Annotated in this window: 21 protein-coding genes and 3 pseudogenes; 14 read left to right on the forward strand and 10 right to left on the reverse strand. The window is 59.3% G+C overall.

All coding sequences use genetic code 11. The features are described from left to right. Positions 1–852 (forward strand): annotated as a pseudogene (locus tag M729_RS0128250) (phosphomannomutase/phosphoglucomutase); the annotation flags it as partial. Between the two features lie 921 nt (positions 853–1773). Here the strand turns inward: M729_RS0128250 and M729_RS01000000135940 are convergent. The 3 genes from M729_RS01000000135940 to M729_RS1000000139430 all read right to left on the reverse strand — a co-directional run bounded on the left by M729_RS01000000135940 (position 1774) and on the right by M729_RS1000000139430 (position 5059). Further along, positions 1774–2424: a response regulator transcription factor gene (locus tag M729_RS01000000135940; RefSeq protein ID WP_244507030.1), complete on the reverse strand. Its 651-nt coding sequence runs from the start codon at positions 2422–2424 to the stop codon at positions 1774–1776. Between the two features lie 798 nt (positions 2425–3222). After that, a complete protein-coding gene (locus M729_RS0128260; RefSeq protein WP_024505842.1) occupies positions 3223–3447 on the reverse strand; it encodes a hypothetical protein in 225 nt (74 codons plus the stop codon). A 1267-nt stretch (positions 3448–4714) separates the two neighbouring features. Then, positions 4715–5059, reverse strand: coding sequence for a hypothetical protein (locus M729_RS1000000139430; RefSeq protein ID WP_032809492.1), 345 nt, complete (start codon positions 5057–5059; stop codon positions 4715–4717). A gap of 469 nt (positions 5060–5528) precedes the next feature. Here M729_RS1000000139430 and M729_RS0128280 point away from each other — a divergent pair, with 469 nt between their 5' ends. The 8 genes and pseudogenes from M729_RS0128280 (at position 5529) to M729_RS1000000139445 (ending at position 11690) form a co-directional block, all read left to right on the forward strand. Next, on the forward strand, positions 5529–5984 hold the full coding sequence (locus M729_RS0128280) for a MucR family transcriptional regulator (protein ID WP_027163549.1): 456 nt from the start codon (positions 5529–5531) through the stop codon (positions 5982–5984). A gap of 486 nt (positions 5985–6470) precedes the next feature. Continuing rightward, positions 6471–7427, forward strand: coding sequence for an AraC family transcriptional regulator (locus tag M729_RS0128285; RefSeq protein WP_027163550.1), 957 nt, complete (start codon positions 6471–6473; stop codon positions 7425–7427). Between the two features lie 130 nt (positions 7428–7557). After that, on the forward strand, positions 7558–8259 hold the full coding sequence (locus M729_RS0128290) for a nitroreductase family protein (RefSeq protein ID WP_027163551.1): 702 nt from the start codon (positions 7558–7560) through the stop codon (positions 8257–8259). Positions 8260–8415: 156 nt separating this feature from the next. After that, the gene (locus tag M729_RS0128295) at positions 8416–9333 is read left to right on the forward strand and encodes an NADP-dependent oxidoreductase (protein WP_024505836.1); all 918 of its coding nucleotides are present in this window, start codon (positions 8416–8418) and stop codon (positions 9331–9333) included. A 297-nt stretch (positions 9334–9630) separates the two neighbouring features. After that, positions 9631–10707: a TadE/TadG family type IV pilus assembly protein gene (locus M729_RS0128300; protein ID WP_027163552.1), complete on the forward strand. Its 1077-nt coding sequence runs from the start codon at positions 9631–9633 to the stop codon at positions 10705–10707. Between the two features lie 147 nt (positions 10708–10854). Then, positions 10855–10950, forward strand: coding sequence for a hypothetical protein (locus M729_RS1000000139435; RefSeq protein WP_245265417.1), 96 nt, complete (start codon positions 10855–10857; stop codon positions 10948–10950). 193 nt (positions 10951–11143) lie between these two features. Then, positions 11144–11541: pseudogene (locus tag M729_RS1000000139440) on the forward strand (alpha-hydroxy-acid oxidizing protein). After that, the gene (locus M729_RS1000000139445; RefSeq protein WP_245265420.1) at positions 11532–11690 is read left to right on the forward strand and encodes a hypothetical protein; all 159 of its coding nucleotides are present in this window, start codon (positions 11532–11534) and stop codon (positions 11688–11690) included. Before M729_RS1000000139440 ends, M729_RS1000000139445 begins: the two are co-directional and overlap by 10 nt. 362 nt (positions 11691–12052) lie before the next feature. On the opposite strand, the gene M729_RS0128315 is transcribed toward M729_RS1000000139445, so the two are convergent. After that, on the reverse strand, positions 12053–12868 hold the full coding sequence (locus tag M729_RS0128315) for a methyltransferase domain-containing protein (RefSeq protein ID WP_013525007.1): 816 nt from the start codon (positions 12866–12868) through the stop codon (positions 12053–12055). Between the two features lie 76 nt (positions 12869–12944). Between M729_RS0128315 and M729_RS0128320 the strand changes: the two genes are divergently transcribed. Further along, complete coding sequence (locus M729_RS0128320; protein ID WP_013525008.1) at positions 12945–13160, forward strand: hypothetical protein; 216 nt, start codon at positions 12945–12947, stop codon at positions 13158–13160. Positions 13161–13204: 44 nt separating this feature from the next. Here M729_RS0128320 and M729_RS0128325 read toward each other — a convergent pair whose 3' ends face one another. The 6 genes and pseudogenes from M729_RS0128325 to M729_RS01000000135960 form a co-directional block, all read right to left on the reverse strand. Beyond that, on the reverse strand, positions 13205–13753 hold the full coding sequence (locus M729_RS0128325; RefSeq protein ID WP_013525009.1) for a hypothetical protein: 549 nt from the start codon (positions 13751–13753) through the stop codon (positions 13205–13207). Positions 13754–13762: 9 nt separating this feature from the next. Then, a complete protein-coding gene (locus M729_RS0128330; RefSeq protein WP_013525010.1) occupies positions 13763–14938 on the reverse strand; it encodes a zinc-dependent alcohol dehydrogenase in 1176 nt (391 codons plus the stop codon). A gap of 410 nt (positions 14939–15348) precedes the next feature. Then, positions 15349–15561, reverse strand: a complete 213-nt coding sequence (locus M729_RS1000000136665; protein WP_013525011.1) for a hypothetical protein — start codon at positions 15559–15561, stop codon at positions 15349–15351. 158 nt (positions 15562–15719) lie between these two features. Further along, entirely contained in the window at positions 15720–15887 is a 168-nt protein-coding gene (locus tag M729_RS1000000139450) for a hypothetical protein (protein WP_338101348.1), read from the reverse strand. Beyond that, positions 15808–16047: pseudogene (locus M729_RS1000000138600) on the reverse strand (hypothetical protein); the annotation flags it as partial. The gene M729_RS1000000139450 and the pseudogene M729_RS1000000138600, both read right to left, overlap by 80 nt. A 1092-nt stretch (positions 16048–17139) precedes the next feature. Next, positions 17140–17466, reverse strand: a complete 327-nt coding sequence (locus M729_RS01000000135960; RefSeq protein WP_013525012.1) for an MAPEG family protein — start codon at positions 17464–17466, stop codon at positions 17140–17142. Between the two features lie 809 nt (positions 17467–18275). On the opposite strand from M729_RS01000000135960, the gene M729_RS1000000137860 reads away from it, so the two are divergent. The 4 genes from M729_RS1000000137860 to M729_RS0128370 all read left to right on the forward strand — a co-directional run bounded on the left by M729_RS1000000137860 (position 18276) and on the right by M729_RS0128370 (position 23137). After that, entirely contained in the window at positions 18276–18908 is a 633-nt protein-coding gene (locus tag M729_RS1000000137860; protein WP_013525013.1) for a hypothetical protein, read from the forward strand. A gap of 608 nt (positions 18909–19516) precedes the next feature. Continuing rightward, positions 19517–20011 (forward strand): spore coat U domain-containing protein, encoded by a 495-nt coding sequence (locus M729_RS0128360; RefSeq protein ID WP_024505608.1) that lies wholly within the window; start codon positions 19517–19519, stop codon positions 20009–20011. 23 nt (positions 20012–20034) lie between these two features. Then, positions 20035–20754 (forward strand): molecular chaperone, encoded by a 720-nt coding sequence (locus tag M729_RS0128365; protein ID WP_013525015.1) that lies wholly within the window; start codon positions 20035–20037, stop codon positions 20752–20754. After that, positions 20726–23137 carry a fimbria/pilus outer membrane usher protein gene (locus M729_RS0128370; RefSeq protein WP_027163553.1) on the forward strand — a complete coding sequence of 804 codons (2412 nt, stop codon included), beginning with the start codon at positions 20726–20728 and terminating at the stop codon, positions 23135–23137. The genes M729_RS0128365 and M729_RS0128370 overlap by 29 nt, the downstream gene beginning before the upstream one ends. The last annotated feature ends 7 nt before the right edge of the window (positions 23138–23144 follow it).

The following is a 23144-nucleotide window of genomic DNA, read 5'->3' on the forward strand; positions in this document are numbered from 1 at the left end:
ATCCCGCTCGATGTCGAACTCGACCACACCTTTCCGCGCTACAATCCCAATCCCGAGGATATGCAGATGCTGCATGCCATCAGGGACAAGGTGCTTGAGACTGGAGCCGATGTCGGCCTTGGCTTCGACGGTGACGGCGACCGCTGCGGCGTCGTCGACAATGAGGGCAATGAGATTTTTGCCGACAAGGTCGGTGTGATGCTGGCGCGCGATATCTCCAGCCAGCATCCGGGCTCGACCTTCGTCGTCGACGTCAAGTCGACCGGCCTGTTCAACACGGACAGCGTGCTGCGCGCCAACAGCGCCATCACCGACTACTGGAAGACCGGCCACTCCTACATCAAGCGCCGCGTCGCCGAGCTTGGCGCCGTCGCCGGTTTCGAAAAGTCGGGCCATTTCTTCTTCAATCCGCCGATCGGGCGCGGATATGACGATGGGCTGGTCACCGCCATCGCCATCTGCCAGATGCTGGATCGCAGCTCCGGCAGCTCGATGGCCGATCTCTACCGCGCGCTGCCGCTGACCTTTGGCACGCCGACCATGTCGCCGCACTGCGCGGACGATGTGAAGTATGGCGTCGTCGCGCGGGTGGTTGCCGACTTTCAGGCCATGAAGCGGGATGGAACGGTTTTTGCGGGCCAGAAGATCGCCGACCTCATCACCGTCAACGGCGTGCGCGTTGTCGCCGAAGACGGCACCTGGGGACTGGTGCGCGCCTCTTCGAACAAGCCGGAACTGGTCGTGGTCGTCGAAAGCCCGGTGTCGTCGCAGCGTCGACGGGAGATGTTCGAGGCTGTCGACACCGTGCTGCGCCGCAGCCCCGAGGTGGGCGCCTACAACCAGACATTCTGAGTATCCTTAGGCCGCCGGCTGACAGCCGCACGTCTGCCTGATCGATCACACCCCAACGCGCGCGCTGTTGGAGCTCGCGGCGTCAAAAGTACCGTTGTGGGTCACCTGCGCTTCGCCCAGTAATTGCAGGACCCATCCCGGCGTCCGAGTGAACCTTGGTGGCCGCTGGGATACGCATCATGATCGGAGACGCGCCGCTCGGCTGCAACAGGTGCAAACTTCCCCTGTCGGTGATGAGACCCAAGGATCAGTCGCTTGACCTGTCCTGGTTGTGGCGCGCTCTTCTCGTCAACAGGCGGATGCCATCTTCATCCATGATGAGCTGAGTGCGATACCCGTCGAATTTGATCTCGTGAATCCAGTCGCCCCGCTCGGGCGGGTGTCGACAAGCTCCGGCTCAATAGGTGGGATGAACTTCAAACGCATGAACTGCCTCGCAAGACTGCGATTCAATATAGCGTGCGCTAAAAAATGGTTCCGGACCATTTTAGACGAATTGAATGTTTGATAGCCATGGCGAATCCGACCTTGGACCACCAATCCCCGGCAAGCTGCACGGTGGCCAGCCAGCCCACGAGACGACAATTTCCATACCTGCCCGATTTGCGGTCAGCAGGTCGACATGCGCGACCTGCGCCGTCATTTGGCACGAACGGCCGAGGCACAGACCGCTGCTGCTGTTGGTTGATCAGGCGAGAATGCCGCTCGAACGGGGCGGCGTTTCGTTGCCCCGGACCCCTCCGACTGCCTCTTCTCAAAAGCTGTTCCATTGCGCGGAGCAAAGTCACGATTCAGAAGGGAGTCTCGCGTGGCATCGGTCGTGCGGCAACGCGAAATCCATCGACCTTCATTCAAATGTTCTGTTGACAAAAAACACGACCCGCCAGCACTAAACCAGGACGGGCCGTCTTGTTGATGCGATCACTCTTGGCCCAGAGGTCCTTCCGCGAAGAGATCGTTCACCTTGTAGGCGACCTCCGTGCGGTTGGTCGCCTTCAATTTCTTCATGATGTTTCGGATGTGAACCTTCACAGTGCTTTCGCGAAGGTTCAGTTCGTGGGCGATGATCTTGTTCGCCTTGCCGCGTCGCAGTGCCTGGGCGACCTCTGCCTGCCTGAGCGTGAACATGCCCGTCAAGGGCCGGGCGTCGCAGTTGCCTGATTTTATCAGGTGCCGCATGGAAAGGACACTACTGGCCGGAACGAAGATGCCTCCGGCTGCAGCCAAGTTGATCGCCTCGACACACACATCGATCCCGACCGAAGTCGGAATGTAGCCGCGTGCGCCGCATTCGAGAGCCGTCAGCACCTGTGCAAGATCTTCGGTGTCGGCCAGGATGACCACCGGAACGGTCTTGAACTCGGACGAAATATGCCTGATTTCTTCTGCAATGCCGTGATCGGTGACCTTCCGGCCCCCGAGGTTGAAGAGTATGGTTGAAAGGGGAGAAGCCGAACCCTTCCTTATGCGCCACTCCTCGATCGAACCCATGGCGACGACCACCATGCCCAATTCATGATCCTCAAGCGCCGAAGCGAGACACTCGCGGTCCAAGGCCCTCCCGTCCAGCATGAGAAGGTATTGCTTACCTGCTTCTTGGTGGAGATTTTCTGTGCCGCTGGACGGAACTCTTGATCGATTTGACGAACCGTAACTGTGCAGTCCTGCTGTAGAAACCATACCGATACTCACCCTTCCCCAACGAAGGTACCTGTGGCGCCCGATAAGTGCCCTTTCTTAGAATTGGAAGTTTTGGTACCCGACCCCTTTTCCACGCTCAAGGCTGATTGCGAACCTCAAGCAACGTGGCTGCTGACATCTAAAGCAGCCTCGGGAGTGTAGGAGCTATTTATTAGCATTCTCTAACATAAGTTAATTTTTTCGGTAAATTTTTACGTTGAGAAGACGGGACTCCAAACCGGTTTGACCCGCGCGAGCGGCCCGAACTAAGGCGCATGCCCGTGCCGCACCAGGCTATAGATATCCTCGGTTACCGCGCACTGTGTTGGTTGCACGCGCTCTTGCGATTAATTCGGCGGGTCTCATACGATAGGCGGTGGTTGGGTTTGCTCGCACCTCCTGACAACGCTGCATCATACCTCCAAAAGCTTCGTTGACGATGTATACACCACGCTGAACACTGGATTGCCGGCGTCTGCTCGAGCTTACGCTGCCTGTCTGCGAACAAATGCGGAGACAGGATAGGGGAGCCACCGCCGCCCAACACCCCATGGCTCCCCTATCGCTCCGCATGGCGACCCACTTCCGAAATTTGATTTTGAACGGCAAGCACGATCCGCCTGCAGGGCATGGCTGACGTCGGCAGATGAAGCGGTTCATCGTGAGCCTTCGCCAGACAACGTCCGGGTCTCAGGCGGTCCCCAGGGGGTTTGCTTCGCATAGCTGCTGAAAATCGAGAACCGTCCCGTCAGTCTGGATCTCGGCTTCGAATGCCTCGATCAGCCGTTTGGCGGCTTTGCTGGCAATGTGCGAATCGGGGTAAGTTGCCTCCACAACGCGCGCGCGCTCGTAGACTTCCCTGAATTGCCTGACCTGCTTGGGACCGAATACGCGATGTACAACCTGAGTGGTCATACCGCTTCTCCTCCTGGTGGCGGAACTTGAATTAACCTGCCCGTTGTCAAGCGCGCGCATGATTTCATCATCGGCACAGGATTACAACTGAAAGCCCAACAAGCCTGCGCCGGTATTGTAAGATACCAATTTCCTTGGTCGAGGCGTTCTTTAGTAGCGTTCGCTCGATTGCGAGTTAGCCGTTTGCAGGAGGCAAGGTCGCATGGTGAAGATTGCCAGAACCGCTGACCAGCCTTCGTGACGCCTTGCTCGAAACAAAAAAGCCAGGAGGCTTTTGCCTACTCATCCCGATGCCGCCCAGGGACTACGCGAAGCTGGCGTCGTCATTGGCCATTCGGTGCTGATCGTGGTTGACATCGACCGGGAAGGAGATCTCAGCGGTTACGGCATCGCTCGCCCCCCTGTCGCAAGCAATCCTCATAATGATGGTGGTTGCTGGGCTACAGAGGGGGCCCGTATCCTTCAGAAAAGAGGGGCGAGCAACGATTTCGGGTCGGGGGCGCCGGTCACCCGTAGCACGAGGCCCATGGTTGCTACTCGATTCTCAGGCCTGCCACACGATTCATTTATGATCTTTCAAGGGGAACCAAGAGTGCTTGGGCAGAGCGATATCCAATCGGCTGGGGGCTCAACGAAGACCGGACGAAGCGACTGGCACTGTAGGTCGCGGATTTACGATTTTGGTAATCAATGGAGGCCATCAGAGGGAAGGGGAGGCGGTGTTGGTCATCGAACGACACTACATCGCACCGGGCAAGTCGATGTGTTGAAAGCTTCGGCCCGCCTGCGTCGGCGCCGAACAACGGAGGCTCGGTCGAAATGGGAAATAACCCATCCGCGCATCCCGTTGATACGCAATGCAATCATACCGTCAAAAGGGCTAACTCCGAAATGCGGTGGGGAGAACCCGCCACCTTAATCATAATGGAGGAGCCGACACTATCGACATGGCTGTGGTATTTTGTCTGCCGGGTCACGTAAAGGAGCGGTGAGTGGAACAGGTCACGACTTGCTGGGCCAGTCAGCTGGCGGAAGGACGCCTCAATGGTTTCGTGCCAATCCAACAACAGCGCTCAACGATGGCTGGACTTGAATCCGAGCGCGCCGAGAGGCATGCCAAGGCTTGTGGGTTGAGACGGCTTCGGTCCTACGCCCAGTGGCTCGTGCCAGATGATCTGGCCGTGTTCATTGAAGAGATCGATTGTTCCGCAGTCTTCGGGCGTGACGGCAAGTTGCTGGGGAAGAGGCATCTATGGTCTCGGACGGACTAAGGGCTAACGCCGCACGAGCGGCCGAATTTCTGGAGGTGCTGGGCAATGCGCGGCGGCTGCACATTTTGAGCTTGCTGCTCGACTATGAATTGCCGGATCGCAAAATTCGCGAACGGCTTAATATTAGCCGGACAGCCTCGTGGCACCACATAGCCAAGCTCCGGGAAGTTGGGCTCGTAAAAATCCGCCGGGACGGCCGGAATGTATATTTTTCCTCTGAAAATCGAGCGGTACGCGATCTGCTTTGCAAATGGAATGTTATGGTTGCTGTCCAGCAGTCTGGGCAAGCGGTTCCGCTCGGTGGCGGTGCCTTGGCGGTGACATGCCAGGATCTTGTGCACTCGGCCCCCGGTCTGGAAAACCGAGTTTGTCAAAGCGTCAGCGATTCCCGGAGGGACGAGTGATCATCCCCAGGAATCTCGATTAGACACCGTTGGATCGAGAAGATCACCCGCGCGATTGTTGCCACCCGCCGGTTTTCTCTGCGGCGTCAGCCCCCGGATCGCGAAACGGCTGACGCATACCCTGTGGATCGGCGAATGCCGCCGACTATGGTCGCGCTGACGACGCGCCCGATTGGACGTACTCCGACTTGCGCTATAAACACTCGGTATCCTGCTACTGCCTCAAGGCCGGCATAGAAATAAATCCTGCGGTCAGTCAGTTGCCAGCGGGTAGGTCAGGTGCGGTGCCACCCCTTAAAATATAGACAGGTTTCTTCGCGTGGAGCCCCATCCATGATCTTTGGGCCGTTGCACGTTGTAAAGTTCCTCAATAGAGACAAAGCCGATCAAATGGGAAACTCGAAATATGCAGAATGACGCTGAAGCACCGCAGGTCCAGTTGTTGCAGCTCACCGCCGACATAGTGGCGGCATATGTCCAGAAGAACGCCATTCCGGCGGCCGGTCTTCCCGAATTGATCGCCAGCGTCAATTCTGCCTTGTCGGGATTGGGTCGGCCGGTGGAAGCGACGCCGCCCGCGTTTGTTCCGGCAGTCAATCCAAAAAAGTCCGTGTTTCCCGATTACATCATCAGCCTGGAGGACGGACGCAAGTTCAAGTCTATGAAGCGCCACCTTGGGTTGCTGGGAATGACACCCGACGAGTACAGAGCCAGGTGGGGGCTCGCCAAGGACTATCCCATGGTTGCACCGAGCTACGCGGCCCAGCGGTCAGCCCTCGCGAAATCCAGCGGACTCGGCCGCAAGCCAACTGCAAAAACGCCGTTGAGGAAAACACCAGCGAATCGGAAAGCTAAGGCCTAACAACAAGTGGCTATCAAAGGCGGCGGGGCAAACTGGATCACTAGGCAAGCATCACAATATCGCTCGGCTCTAAAAATCGGCTGGATAACAACATACCGTCCTCTGTTGAAAGTGACCGTGAGCCATCAGCAGCTCTGACGAATGCCTGGCAACCGATGGATGGTGAGACCACCGGACACTCATTGGGAGACCCCAGGGCGCAGCGTCCAATCTCATATGGTGCGGGGATGGCGGTAGGCTGCGGCGGCTGATCGGCCTCGCACCTGTTCAGAGACAGGAAACTGCTCCATCCTTTTACCAGTTGCTCCGTTACGGCCGCAGCAATCTAGTGCGTGGTGCCTCCGCGCTCGGCATGTAGACAAGTTTCTTCACCTGGAGACGCATTCATGATCGGCGGGCGTGTTGCCGTCTCTCTTGGTACTTTCGATTTGTGCAAACAATCCATAATTACGATAAGACGTTTCACTATCTCCGTTTCGAGGTCCAATGTCTGAAGTGGACTGGCTGAGCCATCTCCTGCAAATCATCACCGTGACCGGCCAGCTCGAGGTCCGCTGCGCCTATGGTGCACCGTGGCGCGTTGCCTGGAACAAGGCTGCCGCGACCGAAATTCCCTACCACGTCATAGTCAAGGGCCGGGCCATTCTCGAGGATCCGAAGACGAGAGCGGCGCGGGAGCTGCTGAGCGGAGATATTGTGCTGCTGCCTCACGGCGCGGCGCATGTACTGCACGACGGTAGCGGGCAAACACCAATTCCTACCCAGCAACGCCGGGGGTCAGCCGGATGGATGCTGAGCGAGAATGATGGCGAGGGCGAGCAACTGGATCTGCTGTGTGGGCGATTTTTTATCGCGCCACCCCATGATCGACTGATCCGCAACTACCTGCCCGCCAACCTGGTGACACGCGCTGTGGACAGCCATGGAGAAGACGGCATGGGGTCCGCATCCAACCAACTTGCCGGTCTTGTCGGGCTGATGCGGATGGAGTCCTCCGGTGACAGGGCGGGAGGGCGCGCCATTCTCAACGCGCTTTCCTCGGCGCTTTTCACACTGGTACTGCGCGCGGCGAGCCAATCCGGGAAAGCCCCCGAAGGCTTGTTGGCCCTGGCTGGCCATCCGCGGCTGGCACCAGCAATTGCGGCAATGTTCGCCGATGCGGCACGGCCTTGGAAACTGCCCGATCTGGCCGATTTGTGCGGGATGTCGCGCGCTACGTTCATGCGCCAGTTTCAGGACAAGCTGGGTCGCTCCGCCCTCGATTTTTTGACTGATCTGCGCATGAGCCTGGCCGCCAACGAGTTGAAGAAGCCAGCCATCAGCGCCGAGGCCGTGGCCGAGACCGTCGGGTATCAATCCGTTTCGGCATTCCGGCATGTCTTCGCCGAAAGGATGGGGATGACGCCGGGGGAGTGGCGGCGACTGGCGCACAAGGGCGAGTAACGCACACGGTCTGGGATCGCGAAGGCGCAGTTTGATCCTTTCGCGCATCATACTGAGCTGAATCAGTCTCGAAATAATCACTCGTCCTCGTAAATTGGGCTCCGCAATCACTTGATAAGGGAGCCATCCAATGAACTGCATCGCCACCACCGGACCCGCAACCCGCGTAGCCGCCGAGATCTTCGGGGAGAGCGGGAAGAGCGAAAACGCTTTCGCCACGAACGCCGTCATCGAAACGATCCTGAGCCGCAGTGCCGCCAAGTACTACGACCCTGCTGCCACCTTGAGCGACGACCAGATCCGCGACCTGGTGCGTATCGGCACGTCCGCGCCAACCTCCTTCCACCTGCAGAACTGGCGTTTCATCGCCGTACGCTCGCCGGAAGCCAAGGCCCGGCTGCGTCCGATCGCCTGGAATCAGCCCGCGATCACCGACGCGGCCGTGACCTTCATCATCATCGGCCAGCTGGCCGATGCCAGCACCGTTCCAGCCCGCCTGGCACCCGTAGTGAAAGCCGGCATCATGCCGGCGCACCTGGTGCCGGAGTGGGAAATCCCCGCTCGCGGTCTGTATGATGATCAGCCGCAGCGCCAGCGCGACGAAGCAGTGCGCTCCGCGACCTTTGGCGCCGCGGCGATCATCTACATGGCCCGGTCGCTGGGCCTGGGTTCGACGCCGATGATTGGTTTCGACGCTGAAGCCGTGCACCGCGAGTTCGGCCTGGCCGAAGACGAAGTGCCGGTCATGCTGTTGACCGTCGGACCGGAGCGAGCTGGCAACTGGCCGCAGAAGCCGCGCATGCCGGTGGCCGATGTGCTGGACTTCGCATAACGAAAATCCTGGAATCGCGGGCGCGCGAGAGCTCCGAGGAACCCAGGCAGGGACCTCAAGGTCGTCGTGGAGGACGCGAAGCCGACGCGTGAAAGCTCGAAAGAGCTGCCACGCCCGCTAATTACCCCAACACAAATGTCTGAGGAGACAATTCCCATGAAAGCGATCGTAGTGACGGACCAGGCTGCAGGAGAGGCCGGGATGAAGCTGGTACAGCGGCCCGAGCCGCGGGCGGCAATAAACGATGTTGTTGTGGAGGTTCATGCGGCGGGATTCGTCAACACCGAACTGGAGTGGCCTTCGACCTGGGCCGATCGAGCCTTCCGTGACCGGACGCCATCGATCCTCGGCCATGAGCTCGCAGGTGTGGTCACTGCGCTCGGCTACGGCACCACGGGACTGTCAATCGGTCAGCGCGTATTCGGCCTCGCCGACTGGCATCGCGACGGGACCCTCGCTGAGTATGTCGCCATGGAGGCACGCAATCTCGCGCCGCTGCCCGGCGACGTTGACTTCACGGTGGGTGCGAGCCTGCCGATCTCCGGCCTGACCGCGTGGCAGGGGCTGTTCCAGCATGGCCGCCTTCAGGCGGGGCAAAGCGTGCTCGCGCACGGCGCGGCCGGTGCCGTCGGTTCGATGGTGACGCAGCTTGCAAGGGAGGCCGGGGCCTATGTCATCGGCAGCGGACGCGCCGCCGACCGCCAGAAGGCGCTCGACTTCGGCGCGAATGAGTTCGTCGATCTCGACAACGACAAACTGGAGGAGGTTGGCGGCGTCGACCTGGTGTTCGACGTCATCGGCGGCGATATCCAGAAGCGGTCCGCGGCCCTGATCCGGGCCGGAGGAACGCTTGTGACAGTCGTTGGACCGACGGATATTCGACCTGCAGATGGCCTGGCGATTGACTTCGTCGTCGAGGCTGATCGCGGCCAGCTTTGGGAGATCGTTCAGCGGATCCGGGACGGACGACTGCGGACGAATATCGGCAAGGTCTCCAGCCTTGAAGATGCCGTCGCCACCTTCAATTCGACCGAGCGGCGTGCGGGAAAGACGGTCATCCGCGTTCGGCCGTGAGGACTCGGGGGAGAGAGGGCAGTTCCTCTCCTTGAAAGCCTAAGGTCCGCGGCAAATGCCGCAGCGTCAGATGTGATTGCATCTTGGGAGTTCGAGTTCGCTAGCCTCTGCCTGCAGCAATCCCGGTAGCTGGCGAGATTTTGATCCAATACTGCGTTGTTTGTTGAATCTGAAGCCTGGAGGCAAAGACCCAGGCTTGGCGGCGAGAGACGATTAAACATTGATCGATAGCTTTAGACCTTGCTTTGCCGTCGCGTGGTATATGCGCGTAGGCTAATGTCCGTCGGGAGTAGAAACATGCTGAGAATTGTTGGGCGGTTCGCGCGTTCCCATGACGGTTCGATGGCCCCGTTGTTTGTTTTCATGCTGGCGCCCATCATCACCGCCATCGGGTTCTCGGTCGACTATACCAGGGCGGTCCAGACCCGGTCCAACGAGCAGCAGGCGCTGGATGCCGCGGTCCTATCGATCACCGGTATGGACACAACCTCAACGTTGGCGCAGCGCCAGACTATGCTGCAGGATACCTTCATCGCCAACCATGGCCTGGGTACCCCGACACTGAACAGCTTTGTGGTTTCCGCCAATGGCACCGCCACCGCGCAGGCCATGGCAAGTTACTCCATGCCCACCGTGTTCATGCAGATCGCCAGGATCAACACGGTGCCGGTCGCCGTTGGGTCGGCGGCGAGCAAGACGCCGGCCCTGGTGCAGACTACCTTCAAGGTTTCCAAGGTGTCGGGCTGGTGGAACAAGACGATGACGCTCTACGGCACGACATTTGGAGCGACGGTGGCCAAGCCGCTGATGTCGATCGAGTATACCTATAACGGCTTCGGTGATCCGAAAGGCTACGGCACAACGAATGTGTACACAATCACCAACAACGGCGGGGCCGACATCAAGACGCTTGTCCAGTCGCAAGTTTGCACCACCGCCAGCGTGAGCACCTTCACGGGTCTGACTGCAGACGCGATACTCCAGACCAGCGGCACCAAGAAATATTCAACCACTTGCCTCAACACCATGTACCCAGCCAACAGCGCCGGCGCGTCGATCGACGTCAGCCAGATGGCTGGCCTCTCCCTGCAGATGTACGTGCCATCGGGCAACCCGAAGTACCTAAAGTCGGATGATCCGACCACCTCCAACCGACTCTACAGCGGCGTGGACGCGAACAACCTGACCGAGACCCCGACTGGGCAGAAGGTCGACATCTTCACCATCGTGCCTTGTGGTGTAACCAGCTATCAAGCCTGGGAGGACGGCGGCACAACCGTGCCGACGCCGTCTTCAAATGCCGACTTCTTCTACAGCGTCACCGGCAAGTGCGACTTCAACAAGCGCCCCTCGATAACGGCCCTGACACAGTAGGAGGTGCATCTCTTGCCTTTGGAAAGCGGCACGTGCTGCGCGTGTGACAAGACTTGATACCGGGATCACGCTCATCGGGCAAAGTCTGCCGCGTCCGATAATCCTGGCCCGATAGCATATCAGCGGCTGGTGCATCCGGAAGGCGAGGTGGCGGCGGCGCGCGGCTCCGGAGTGGCGCAAGCGGTGTTCACTTTGGGTACCACGGCGACGGCAGCGATCGAGGATGGCGTGGCGGTGAGCTAGTCTCCAGTCTGGTTCCTGCTCTATCGGCAAAGCAATCGCGGTTTTAATGGCACGGCACTTGGCCAAGCGATCTGTGTAGCGGTCGACATGCCGAAGCCAGGCGATCGCCGTAGGCAGTTCCGGGCAGGATTCAAAATTCCCGACGGCCTCGCAACGCCATACTTCAAGGACCGGAACACCGGCGTGCTCAAAGTTGGCACTGCGCAGCGTCGGCCATGCCGACCTGGGCGGATATTGCCTGGCTGCGTTCGCTTCAACCCTGCCGCTTATCCTGAAGAGCATCCTCGATCCTGAGGATGCTGAGCAGGCGATCGGAACGGGTGTCGATGCCATCGCGGTCTCGAACCACGGTGCGCGTAACCTCGACACCCTCCCGGCAACCATCGACTCCCTGCCCGCCATCGCGGACCGGTGGCCGGACGGATTCCCATCATCCTTGCTGGAAGCGTGAGCCGTCGCGCCGACGTTGAAGATGCTTGCCCTGGTGCAACCGCAGTCATGATTGGCCGCCCCTATGTCTACGCCCTGGCAACCGATGGTGCCGAGGGCGCAACCTGCTTCGCCGAGACTTGGAGATGGCAATGGCGCTGACAGGCCGGGCGCGCATCGGCGAGATCGACCGGCTGGTAATCTGGTCAAGCCCGAAACTATTTTTCAGCAAGTTCAGCATTGCACTTTTCGCTTCACCTCCGTCGCGCCCTTTGTCCGGCCGAGCGCCGACTACCTGGATGTCCGATTAGATTTACAGCTGGCGGTCTGCTGTCGGCCACAATCGTGCCTTCGCATTTTGACTACTGGCGTCGAACTTGCCGTGAGGATGACTCGGACGGAGGACAGGAGCGCGATGCAACTGACTGCCTTTACCGGCTTCGTAGCCGTTTACCGGCCGTTATAGCACAATCGATGCCGGACCGAAGTGCACGGACAATGGCACCGTCGTGTACAATGTCGCACAATGGTATAGAAAGGCGGTGGTTCGCGAGCCGAACGAAACTGCGAACCATGGTGTTGCCGGTCGCTACTTCTGGTGCTGAGTTGCGCCAACTTCCCGCCGCCAAGGCGGGTTTTTTGTTTCTGCCCTTCGTTACGATCAAGGCTCCGATCAGGCAGGCTTCGAGACGATGATGGCCAGCGATGCCAATCTGCCTTCGCTCAGGCTACGGATGTAGTTCTTGCGTCGCTGCACGAATTCGGTGCCGAGCACGATTTCATTGACCTGACGTTGCACAGGCGAAGGAATGATGCCGGAACTGGCCCTTTGCATCGCCAGTTCGACATGTTCGCCGGTCTCGTCGATGACTTCGTCAATATGGAAGCCCGCGTCGGCGAACAGGGTCTTCAGGGTATCCCGGTCAACAAGGTGGCTGGTTTCCGGCGCAACCGCCCAGGGCAAGGGATAATTCGGCTCGCCGGCAGCCAGCACGGCTTCGGTCCAGATCAGTTTGCCGCCCGGCTTCAGAACGCGAAAAGCCTGCCCGATGACGGCGGCCTTGTCGGCGATGTTCATCCCGACATAGAAGCAGATTGCCGCGTTGAATGTGTTGTCGGCGAAGGGCAGTTTCGCCGCGTCGGCTTCGTGGAAGCGAACCTTGTCGCCAAGGCCGCTGAGCATGGTCAGTCGGCCGGATGCCTCGACAAAGACTGGTGTGAGGTCGACACCGTCGACCTGGCAGCCATAGGTGGCGGCCAGGAAGCGCGCCGGGCCGCCAATGCCGCTGCCGACATCAAGGATCCGGTCGGTGGGCGAGGGGGCAAGACGACCTCCATGGTCTCGCGTGGCGATGAGCTCGCGGCCGTGAAGCTGGTCGAACGGATAGAGCTGCGCGGCATTGATTTTATCGGGCTTCGCATCGGAAATCGCGGCCAATATACGCTCGACGATGCCGTCGCTGCCGTAATGCGTGGTGACGTTGCTCATTGCTGTCCTCCTCGAACAGCCAGCTTCCCATCAATAGGTTGTCTCCGCAACGCGCGCTGATTCAGGAGTGTGATTCATGACCCGCTACGCCACCGTCATCACCGATGCTGACGGCCGGGAAATCGTCAGCGCCATCGGCGAATTCGCAGGCACTGCGCCGCACCCACACCTGGGGCGTGGCGAGCAGGTCGCATCCGGCGTAGAAATCGGCATGGTGCAGGATGGGGCCGGGCCGATAGCAAGTTGCGCGGCTACAATCTCGTCGAGCTCAAAATCGGTAACCTGGTTTTAGGGCTGGAACCCCAGACTAGCTTATAGCGCAAGGTCGGCACTCTGTCAGGCGGCGCCGGACTCCTGGCCGCGCTCAGAGCGGGCAAAGTCGCGGGCTGCGGCAGTGCCTGCGGGAAAGCCGCTGCGATCGCTGTAGTCGCGCGGCTTGGTCCCCCTGCGAGAGTGGCGCGCGGTGACGCCTTTCGCACCGATGATGTCGAGCAAAGCGATTCCGGCGACCACGGCAAGCGCAATGCCCACGTTGTCGCGCTTTGGATTGTCATGCCGATAAGCTGACAGCAACGTCGCGATGTCCAGGCCGTCGCCAGCCACCCGGCTCCAAAGCCCAGCCTGCTTGTCCACGGAAAGCGAGAGTATGCCGCTGCTTATCTCCCGCGCCCCATAGGCTCGGATGAGATCTTGCTTGCCGCTCATGCCGAGCGCACCGGCAATCCGCTCGGCACCAACCAGTTCGACGACGCCCAGCGCGATGCTGAACCAGCCGAGCTTGCGGGCAAGGCCATCGAAGGCACCGGCCACACTCGGCCCGGCCTGCAGCACTTTGGGATCGCCAGGCGATCGGGTGATGTTGGTGAGTTTAGCGACCACGTTCATGACGATTCCCTACGGTTTCAAAACTACCTTGATGCAGCTGTCCTGCTTGTCGCGGAACACCTTGTACATCTCGGGTCCCTGCTCGAGCCCGACGGTGTGGGTGATGACGAAGGAAGGGTCGATCTGGCCGTCCACGATGCGGCGCAGCAGATCCTCGGTCCAACGGGTGACATGGGTCTGCCCCATGCGGAAGGTGAGGCCCTTGTTCATCGCCTGTCCCATCGGAATCTTGTCGACCAGCCCGCTGTAGACGCCGGGGATCGAGATCACGCCGGCCGGCCGGCAGACATAGATCATCTCGCGCAACACATGCGGTCGATCATTTTCCATCAGCATCAACTGCTTTGCGCGATCGTAGACGGTGTCGGGCTGGGCCAGCGAGACATGGCTTTCCATGCCGACGCAATCGATGCACTTCTCCGGGCCATTTGCGCCGGTGAGTTCCTGCAGCCGTTCGACGACACTTTCCTCGGCGAAATTAATGGTGATGGCACCGCCGGCCGCCCCCATGGAAAGCCGTTCCGGCAGGCAATCGATCGCCACCACCTGTTTGGCGCCGAGCAGCAGGGCGCTGCGTATTGCCATCTGCCCGACTGGGCCGCAGCCCCACACCGCAACCGTATCCGTAGGCTCTATGTCGCACTGTGCCGCGGCCTGCCATCCGGTGGGAAAAATATCGCCGAGGAAGAGAACCTGCTCGTCGGTAAGGTTGTCAGGCACCTTTACGTGCGTGGCGTCGGCGAACGGCACCCGCAGGTATTCCGCCTGTCCCCCGGGATAGCCGCCCGTCAAATGGGTGTAGCCAAACAGACCAGCGGTGGTGTGCCCGAACACCTTGTCGCCGAGGTTCTTCTTGCGGTTCGTACGTTCGCAAACCGAAAAGTTCTGTCTCTTGCACTGGTCGCACTCACCGCAGATTATGGTGAACGGTACGACAATGCGGTCTCCCTTCTTCAGAGCGCCGTTGACGCCCCTGCCGACCTCCACGACCTCTCCCATCATCTCGTGGCCCATAATGTCGCCTGGCAGCATGGCTGGCACGTAGTTGTGGTAAAGGTGAAGGTCGGAGCCGCAGATGGCACAACTCGTCACCTTGATAATCGCGTCCCGTTCATCCTCAATTTCTGGATCGGAGACCTGATCGCAGCGTATGTCTTCCTTACCGTGCCAGACCAACGCACGCATAGCCCGCTCCTCTGTTGGCAAGGTCGATCGGGACCCGCGCTTGGCAAGCGGGCCATGCTATTCATCGACCGTGCCCGCCGCCTGTCGAACCGCAATGGCCGATCTATGTTCCGGGAGCTTGAGAGAATATTTTGGGCCATTCCAAACGGCGCCTTCGCCTGACCGCGACTCGCTTGCCGCTCCGTCTGAAGTCGGCTCCTCAGTCTTGATGCAGCTACGGCATGTCTTCGTTGTTTGTGCCATGCACGTTGGAGCCGTGCAGGAGGGACTGGATTTCGTCTAGATCGATGTTGCCGTCACCATTCTCGTCGATGCTATTGAACATCCTGCCGACCGCGCTTTGAACCTCAATGACCTGTCCCCATCCGTGTCCAACAGGCCAAACATAAGTCGCATGCCGGCACCGCGCATCATTTGGTGCCCCCGGTGTCGAGCCATTCTGTGTCCTCTGCCCCAGTCACCACGATTTCGCCAATGGTCGCCATGACGGCTAGCTTCATCGGGACGGTCAGCATGCCCGTTGCGGTCGCCCTGGTCGTTGCGGCTATCTTCGTCACGGAAAGCTTCTTCAGAACCGCGATCCTGGTGCATTCTCTCCCGGACAGCTTGCTCAACCATCTCATGGCATGCCTCCATCGAACCATCGGCCGTGTTTGTTTGGGTCAAACTGGGGCTCGGTCAGATTGTTCCCTCAAGGGGATGAGGTCACGGCGAAGTTACAGGCCATGTGCCCGTGGGCGCAGGGCGACCACAACCAGAATGGTGGAGATGGTGTTTGCATTCATGTCGTCGTAGCCGCCTTCTGGAATGGCGGAACGTGCCAAGGTGTTGCAGCGCTGTGGTGAAGCTTGCTTCGCTGCCGCGGCCTGCAGGGCGAGAGATCGCGCATCTCGATCTGCATCCACACGACTGGAAGCCAGAACAGGCCGGTAATGAGGTAAAGCAGGATCGAAAAGCGCAATCCACCTCTCGGTCGGCGAATAGGCGGAATGCCAGGCGAGGGCATGAGCCACCACCGCGGTTGCAGTGAACACGAATTCAGCGATCACGGCGATGCGTGCGACCGCTACGATGGTCGCGGAATTTGCGGTCTGATGGGCGAGCAGCATGAAGAAGGCGATGCCGGCCGGACGGCGAGTTGTTCGCAGACCGCCTCGGACGGTTCAGTGCAAGGATCAATCCCCCTGCGCCGCTCATGGACGCAGCGCCAGCTCAGGGACCTGATCGGCAGGATCCGCGATGGTCATGGACCCGATTCCCGGCGGAAGTGCGGCATGTGGGCTGGATCGTTTGACAAGCGATCGGAATGTCAGGAAATCAGAGCGAGGCGGCGCGGCACAACCGGCGGCCAGCGCCTTGGCGAAGGTGACGCATGTCGACCTGCTGACCGCACGTCGGACAGATGTAGGAATATCCTTTTTGGGCTCGCCGCTGTAGAGCTTGCCGGGAATTGATCCACCAAGATCAGATAGCTCGTCATATCCATCGACTTGTCTCAAATGTTACCGAACTGTTCTGCGCATATTCCCGTCCGCTCGGTCAAAGTCTAACGATCAGGGAAGCACATTGGAAAGCACATGCGGTAACGGTTGATTCAACCATTGCTGGTATGTTGGTGTGGGTGGCGACTCCGACAGTTGGGCGGGCGCTTCAGTGCCGGAGCCGCCTGCGCAGTCCGGTTGGGGTTTGACCGCGCCGTCCTATAATGGGACAGCGCGGTCAACGATTCGTTAAAATGCTCCGGAGCTAATTAAACGTGTGCTAAATTGAATCGCAGTGTTGCGAGTCAGCTCATGCGTTTGAAGGTCATCAGGCTATCGCGCAGGAAGGACGAGGCGGTGTTAGCCGTCAGTCATTCTATCTCACGCGCTGACGACCTCTGGCGCCTTCCAAGTCATCACTTGTGACATCAGCCGTTGAATCGAAGCCGGTCCAACCGCCTGCTTCGTATTCGTTTCGCCGGAACCACCGATAGCTTCGCCCGTTGCTAAGCTGCCCCGTGACACACGGAATCATCGATCACTGCTTGATGTATGGCTAGCGACGGTGACTCACCAGAGACATGAACTCAGAAAAGAACCAACGAAGCTGGACCGCGTTTAACGTGTTGACTGGGCAGCCAGCAGACCCGTGGGCGCTACGGCTAAGCTATGCCCGGACTCTTGTTCGCCTTTTGAACGCTGTCGAGTTGAAGCGAAAGGTCACATGCGGCGAAAGATTGAATAAAGAAGCCGGGGTACCGCTTCAGCGGTGCCGACGGGAACCGTCATTATCCAAAGCAGTCCCAGTGCAGCCGCCCATGGCGCGCTCCAGTAGACCGCGAAAAGCCACATCGACGGAAGAAAGATCGGCAGCCATTCGATCGAGTTTGAATTAGCGCGGATTGTCCGCTCAAGCAGCGGATCCCCAGTCATGGTCGGGGCGAGAACGCCCGTCCTCTTGTGGGTTCTGGCGACTGTCAGCGCTATGCCAAAAATCATTAGGCTGCAAAGCAGCGTCACAATAGCCACCGAGAAATACCGTTCCATGCCTGCCTCCTCTCGTCGCGGAACAGGCAGGCAAGCAAAGGTTGTCGCCAGTGGCAAGCTGCATGTGCGTCATCCTGACAACCAATCGCCAGGATTTTGCGGCCGGCTTGAGCCGCGAGCTCTTGTCTCCCCTATGGCGACAGGGTCTTTGCCGAAGGACGCTTAGAGCCGCTTATGCTAAGCTGCTTTCACTGCTATATCTGAAATGCAGGCAGGACGTCCGCAACCCCGGAAAGCCAAGGGATGGATTGGGATCGAGAACGCGACGATCGCGATCACCGTCGAAGGCATTGATCGCGCCGATTCCAATGTGCGCCCTGTCGGACTTCCGGCTTTTAGACCATGCGACAGCTCCCTGACTCGAGAGGCGAACCCACTACGGCCGCACTAGACGCGGAAAGGGAGAATGCTGGTTCAGTGGGGGCCTTTGGGCCCAACGGACCGCACCGGCCACTACGGAAGAGATTTGGACAGCCCGCGGTGCTCAAGCCATAGTTCGATGTGTTCATGGCGCGAGGGGGCGCCTGCTATCTTGACAAGTACGCGGTCACAGTGTGGACCTCTTGAATGGCGAGGACCCGAAACATGGATGGCCAGGCAATTCGCTCGTGTAGCAACGCGTCCGGGGCAACCGAGCCACAGTTGTTCTTAAGCATTTTAATAAAATATCAGCATTGTCCTATATCCGCAGGACACTATACCGCCGGATCATACCGGCTATTGTGCAACTCGGTGGCGCCTTAGCGCGTACTAATATGAGCGGCAGGCGAAGCTTGCTGCACATCGTAAGGCAACCACAGGAGAGTGTCATGGCTAGTATCTTCGCGAGAACTGCCAAAACATTGGCGAGTGGCGTGATCATTTCAGTTTTGTGCATGCCGGCAAATGCCGCCGGAATTGGCGCCGGTGCGGGCGCATCCGTTGGGGGTAGCGGCGGCATCAATGCCGGTGCTGGTGCCTCTATCGGCGGCTCGGGCGGCGTGGACGCCGGAGCGGGTGCGTCTATCGGGGGTTCGAGCGGCGGCAATGCTGGCGCAGGCGCCTCAGTCGGTGGCTCCAGCGGCGTCAATGCCGGTCTGGGCGCCTCCGTCGGCGGCTCTAGTGGCATCAATGCTGGGGCAGGTGCGACGGTTGGTGGCACTAACGGCGTGACGGCAGGTGTTGGCGCAACTTTGGGCGGCACGAGCGGCATTGGTGTTGGTGCTGGACTGGGCGTTGGCAATGGTGTCAATGCCGGTGTTGGCGTTGAAACAAGCCCCTCCAACCCTTCCAATCCGAGCAATCCTTCTAATCCCAGCAATCGTAGACTGGTCAACGTCGTAGCTGACCTGTCGGATACGCAACTCGCACGGATGAAGAAACGTTGTGTGGACGTGCTCGGCAGTCAGGGGACCTACGATCGCGACTTACGCCAGCTTTGCCTGCTGATCTCCCGCCGCTAAAAAGAACAGCCGGGACGGAAGTGCGAACCAGCCGCAAGGCGGTGTGACACTCTCCTGCCTTTGGCCAGTCAGAAAGCCCGTTTCCGCAAGTGACGGGCTTTTTGCCGCCATTAGTTTAAATTGACGCTGCATCATTTCTTCCAATTATTTGGCGCCATGTGAAGAAAACGCGAACGACGTGCTAATATCGAGTGTGCTCCAAATTATTTGATTTGCCGTGAGCGCTGGAGAAATACCATTCCAATGGCGTCAAAAACATTGGAAAGTGACCGACATATCATTGGCGCTAATGTGGAGATTTAAACTAAACTTTAAGACGAAAACCCGACTTCGATTTCTGTCGGGATATCTTACCATGTGAATTGAAGATTAGTATATTTCCAGGAATGTATAATACCTGTGATGATTGGATCGTCATTTCCGGCAATACTTCCTAACTGAATTGCGGATACCATTAGCAACAGCAAATATCCCTTTACGCGTTGAGCTCAGCGGCCTCTGAGATGTTAGTTGAATCTTAACGCAATTTGTGCCAAATGCATTTTGGGTCGGGAGCTTTCGACGGTTATCGCCATTGGCGAGCAGCCGAAAGATAAGGAGCACACTGAATGCGTGCCTGCCTCGCGGCCTTTTTGGCTCTCATTTCCGCGGCATCCCTGACCGACCCAGCCCTTGCGGCGGTCGCGACAGGCAACATGACGGTTCGCATTACCATTACCGCCGAATGCAAGGTTCAGACCGCCAGCGATCTGGATTTCGGCTCAAAAGGCGTAATCGACGCCAATGCCGATCAAACCAGTACCATCGGCGTGCAGTGCACTTCCGGTCAGACCTACAATGTGGGTCTGAGCGCAGGCGCGGGTGCTGGTGCGACCGTAGCAGTTCGCAAAATGACCGGCCCTGGTGCCGCTACGGTTAACTACATGCTGTACAGGGACACTGGGCGCACCCAGCCGTGGGGGATCACAGTCGGCACCGATACGGTTGCAGGAACCGGAAACGGCAACGTGCAAAACCTGACTGTCTATGGGCGAGTCCCGCCGCAAACAACGCCGGCCGCAGGCGTCTACACGGATACCGTCGCGATCACCGTGACATATTGAACTTCCCAAACGGAGGATACGACATGCGACCCATGCAGTCATGCATAGGGGCGGCAGCGCTCCTTTTGCTGTGCGTCAGCCTTTCGGCAGCCGCTTCCCTTAGAGTGGCCCCAACCAGCCTGGAGTTGATTGCGCCCGACAGCGCGGCAGTTTTGAATCTGCACAATGATGCCAAGCGGCCGATAAACGTGCAGATACGCGTATTCCGTTGGCGCCAGGCTGACGGCGTAGAGCAGTTGGAGCCGACCACCGACGTGGTTGCCAGCCCGCCATCGACCCAGGTCGGGCCGAATGCCGACTATTCCGTTCGCGTGCTCCGCGTCAGCAAGGCGCGAGTGAAGACCGAGGAAAGCTATCGCCTGCTTGTAGACGAGCTGCCCGACCCATCGCGCAGGAAGGCTGGGACCGTGACGCTGGTGCTGCGCTATTCCGTGCCGGTCTTTTTTCGCAATCCCGACTCCAAGGCACCTGACGTGTCCTTCAGCATGTCGCGGAAGGGCCGCAGCCTTGTTCTGACGGCGCGTAACAATGGTGAAAGCCGGCTGAGGTTATCCAACATCGATCTGACGCAAGGCGGCAAGAAGGTCGCCAGTCGCAGCGGACTTGTCGGCTACATTCTTGGCGGAGCCACCATGCAATGGCCGATCGGCAGCAGCAAATCGCTGGCCGCAAGCTCTGTGGTGCTGAAGGCACAGAGCGATTTTGGACCATTTGATGCTCCGGTTGCGATCAAAGGGCGGTAGAATCGCGGTCGTCGCTGCAGGCACCTTTCTAACTTTCCTGCCGGCGAACGCGCAGGCTCCGCAGACTCAAATTGCGGAACCCGCCCCGGACCAAACAGGACGTCGCGACCTTTATCTCGAGGTGTTCATCAATGACGTTTCGACGGAGCTGATAGGGACCTTCACGCAGTTCCCCGACGGGCGCCTGGCGGCGACGCCGGACGAATTGAAGCAGGTCGGCCTGAAGCCCGTAGATAGCGCAAACGCGGACGGGCTGGTCAGGCTGGACCAACTGCCCGATGTTGCCTTTCGTATTGATGAGCCGACGCAGCGCCTCTTTGTCACGACCACGAACGAGGGGCGCGCCGCCCGCGTCGTCGATGTTCAGGCCGCTGAGAAGGGAGATCGTATTCAGGCGCAGTCGGGTTATGGCGGCGTATTCAACTACTCTCTCTTCGCAAGTTCCAACTCCCTGGTTGAGAACAGGGTTGACCTGTTTCAGGGAATTTCAGGAGCCTTTGATGCGCGCGTGTTCAGCCCCTACGGCACGCTCAACCAATCCTTCATTGCCGGCTATTCCGATGGCGAGTTCGGTGGCTTCACACGGCTTAATACGACGTGGAGCTATTCAGACCCTGAACGGATGATGACCTACAGGGCGGGGGACTTCATTTCCGGCGGGCTGGCCTGGACGCGGCCGGTCTATCTCGGTGGCATCCAAGCACAGCGCAACTTCGCGCTCCGGTCGGACCTGGTCACGCTGCCGCTGCCGTCCTTCGGCGGAACCGCTGCGGTTCCTTCCACCCTCGAAGTCTATGCCCAGAACGTCCGCACCTATACCGGAGAGATTCCCGCCGGGCCTTTTCAGGTCACCAATTTGCCAGTCTTTGCCGGAGCCGGTGAAGCGCAGGTCGTGTTGAGGGATAGCCTCGGTCGCGAGACCACAACGAGGCTCCCCTTCTATACCTCCAGCGACATGCTGGGACAGGGCTTGCTCGATTTCTCGGCGGAGATCGGGTTTCCACGGCGTAACTTCGGCACCGAGTCCAACGATTACGCCAACGGGGTGTTTGGGGTCGCCACCGCACGCTACGGTCTCACCAATTGGCTGACGCTTGAGGGCCATGCCGAGGGCGGCGAAGGATTGATCAACGGTGGTGTAGGCGCCGCCTTTCCGCTTGGACCATATGGCGCAGTCTCAGTCGCCGTCGCCGGCAGCCATCAGGACGGTCGCACGGGTTCGCTTGTCAACGCGTCTCTGGAAATGAGCTACGAAGGGTGGTCGATCTACGGTCGCATCCAACGCGCCTTCGGCGACTATGATGACATCGCCGCGGTGACGGCAGAGCCGACGTTGTCAGAGCCCGGTGACGTGCCGATCTTCAGCACGGGCGTGCCTCGCGCAATAGACCAGCTCACGCTCAGCATCCCGGCGCCGATAGATTTTTCCAGCCTCAATCTCTCCTATACGCATCTTGAAAGTGACGAAGGCCAGAAGAGCCAGATCGTTGGCCTTTCCTACAGCCAAGAGATATTCAAGCGAAGCAGCCTCTATGCCACTGCCTTCACCGACCTTGAGGATAGCGGCAGCTTTGGAGTCTTCGCCGGCCTATCGGTTCCGTTCGGTGACGATATCACCGCTTCCACGGGAATAGAGCAGGGACCGGACGGCCCGAATGTCGTCGCCGACATCGCCAAGTCGCAGCGGTTGGAAGACGGCAGCATTGGCTGGCGAGCACGAACCTCGGAAGGCGACACGCCCAACCGGTCGGCCGCAGCAAGCTATCGCGCGCGCTTCGCCCGCTTCGAGGCTGGCGTCCAACAATACGGGAAGGACGTGCGGGCAACTGCGCAAATGGATGGCGCGATTGCCGTGGCAGGCGGCGGGGTCTTTGCCACAAATCGCATAGACGATGCTTTCGCCGTGGTCGAAGTCGGCGCTCCTGATGTCGACGTCCAGTTCCAGAACAGGCCGGTGGGAAAGACCAATCGGCAAGGGCGCATCCTGGTCCCCGGGCTTAACTCCTACGAACCGAACACGGTCTCCATCGATCCAAAGAATCTGCCAGTGAATGCGGACGTTCCGGCAACCAAGGAAGTCGTGATGCCAGCCGATCGCAGCGGGGTCGTGGTGAAGTTCGGCGTTTCGGAAGCGCCCGAAGCAGCGGTCGTCACTCTGGTCGACAGCACAGGGACCCCTTTGGAAGCCGGCCTGAAGGGGCGCATGGAGGCTGGCTCCGAAGAGTTTGTCATCGGCTACGATGGTGAGGCGTACATTCGAGGCTTAAGCGCACAGAACACGGTCGTGATCGATCGTCTGGATGGCACCTCCTGCAAGGCCGATTTTTTCTACACGCCCGCACCCGGTCAGCAAGTCGCAATCAAGGACGTGGCATGCAGGTGAACATGGG

The sequence above is a fragment of the Mesorhizobium sp. WSM1293 genome, assembly GCF_000513875.1.
In the GTDB taxonomy this organism is placed as follows: domain Bacteria; phylum Pseudomonadota; class Alphaproteobacteria; order Rhizobiales; family Rhizobiaceae; genus Mesorhizobium; species Mesorhizobium ciceri.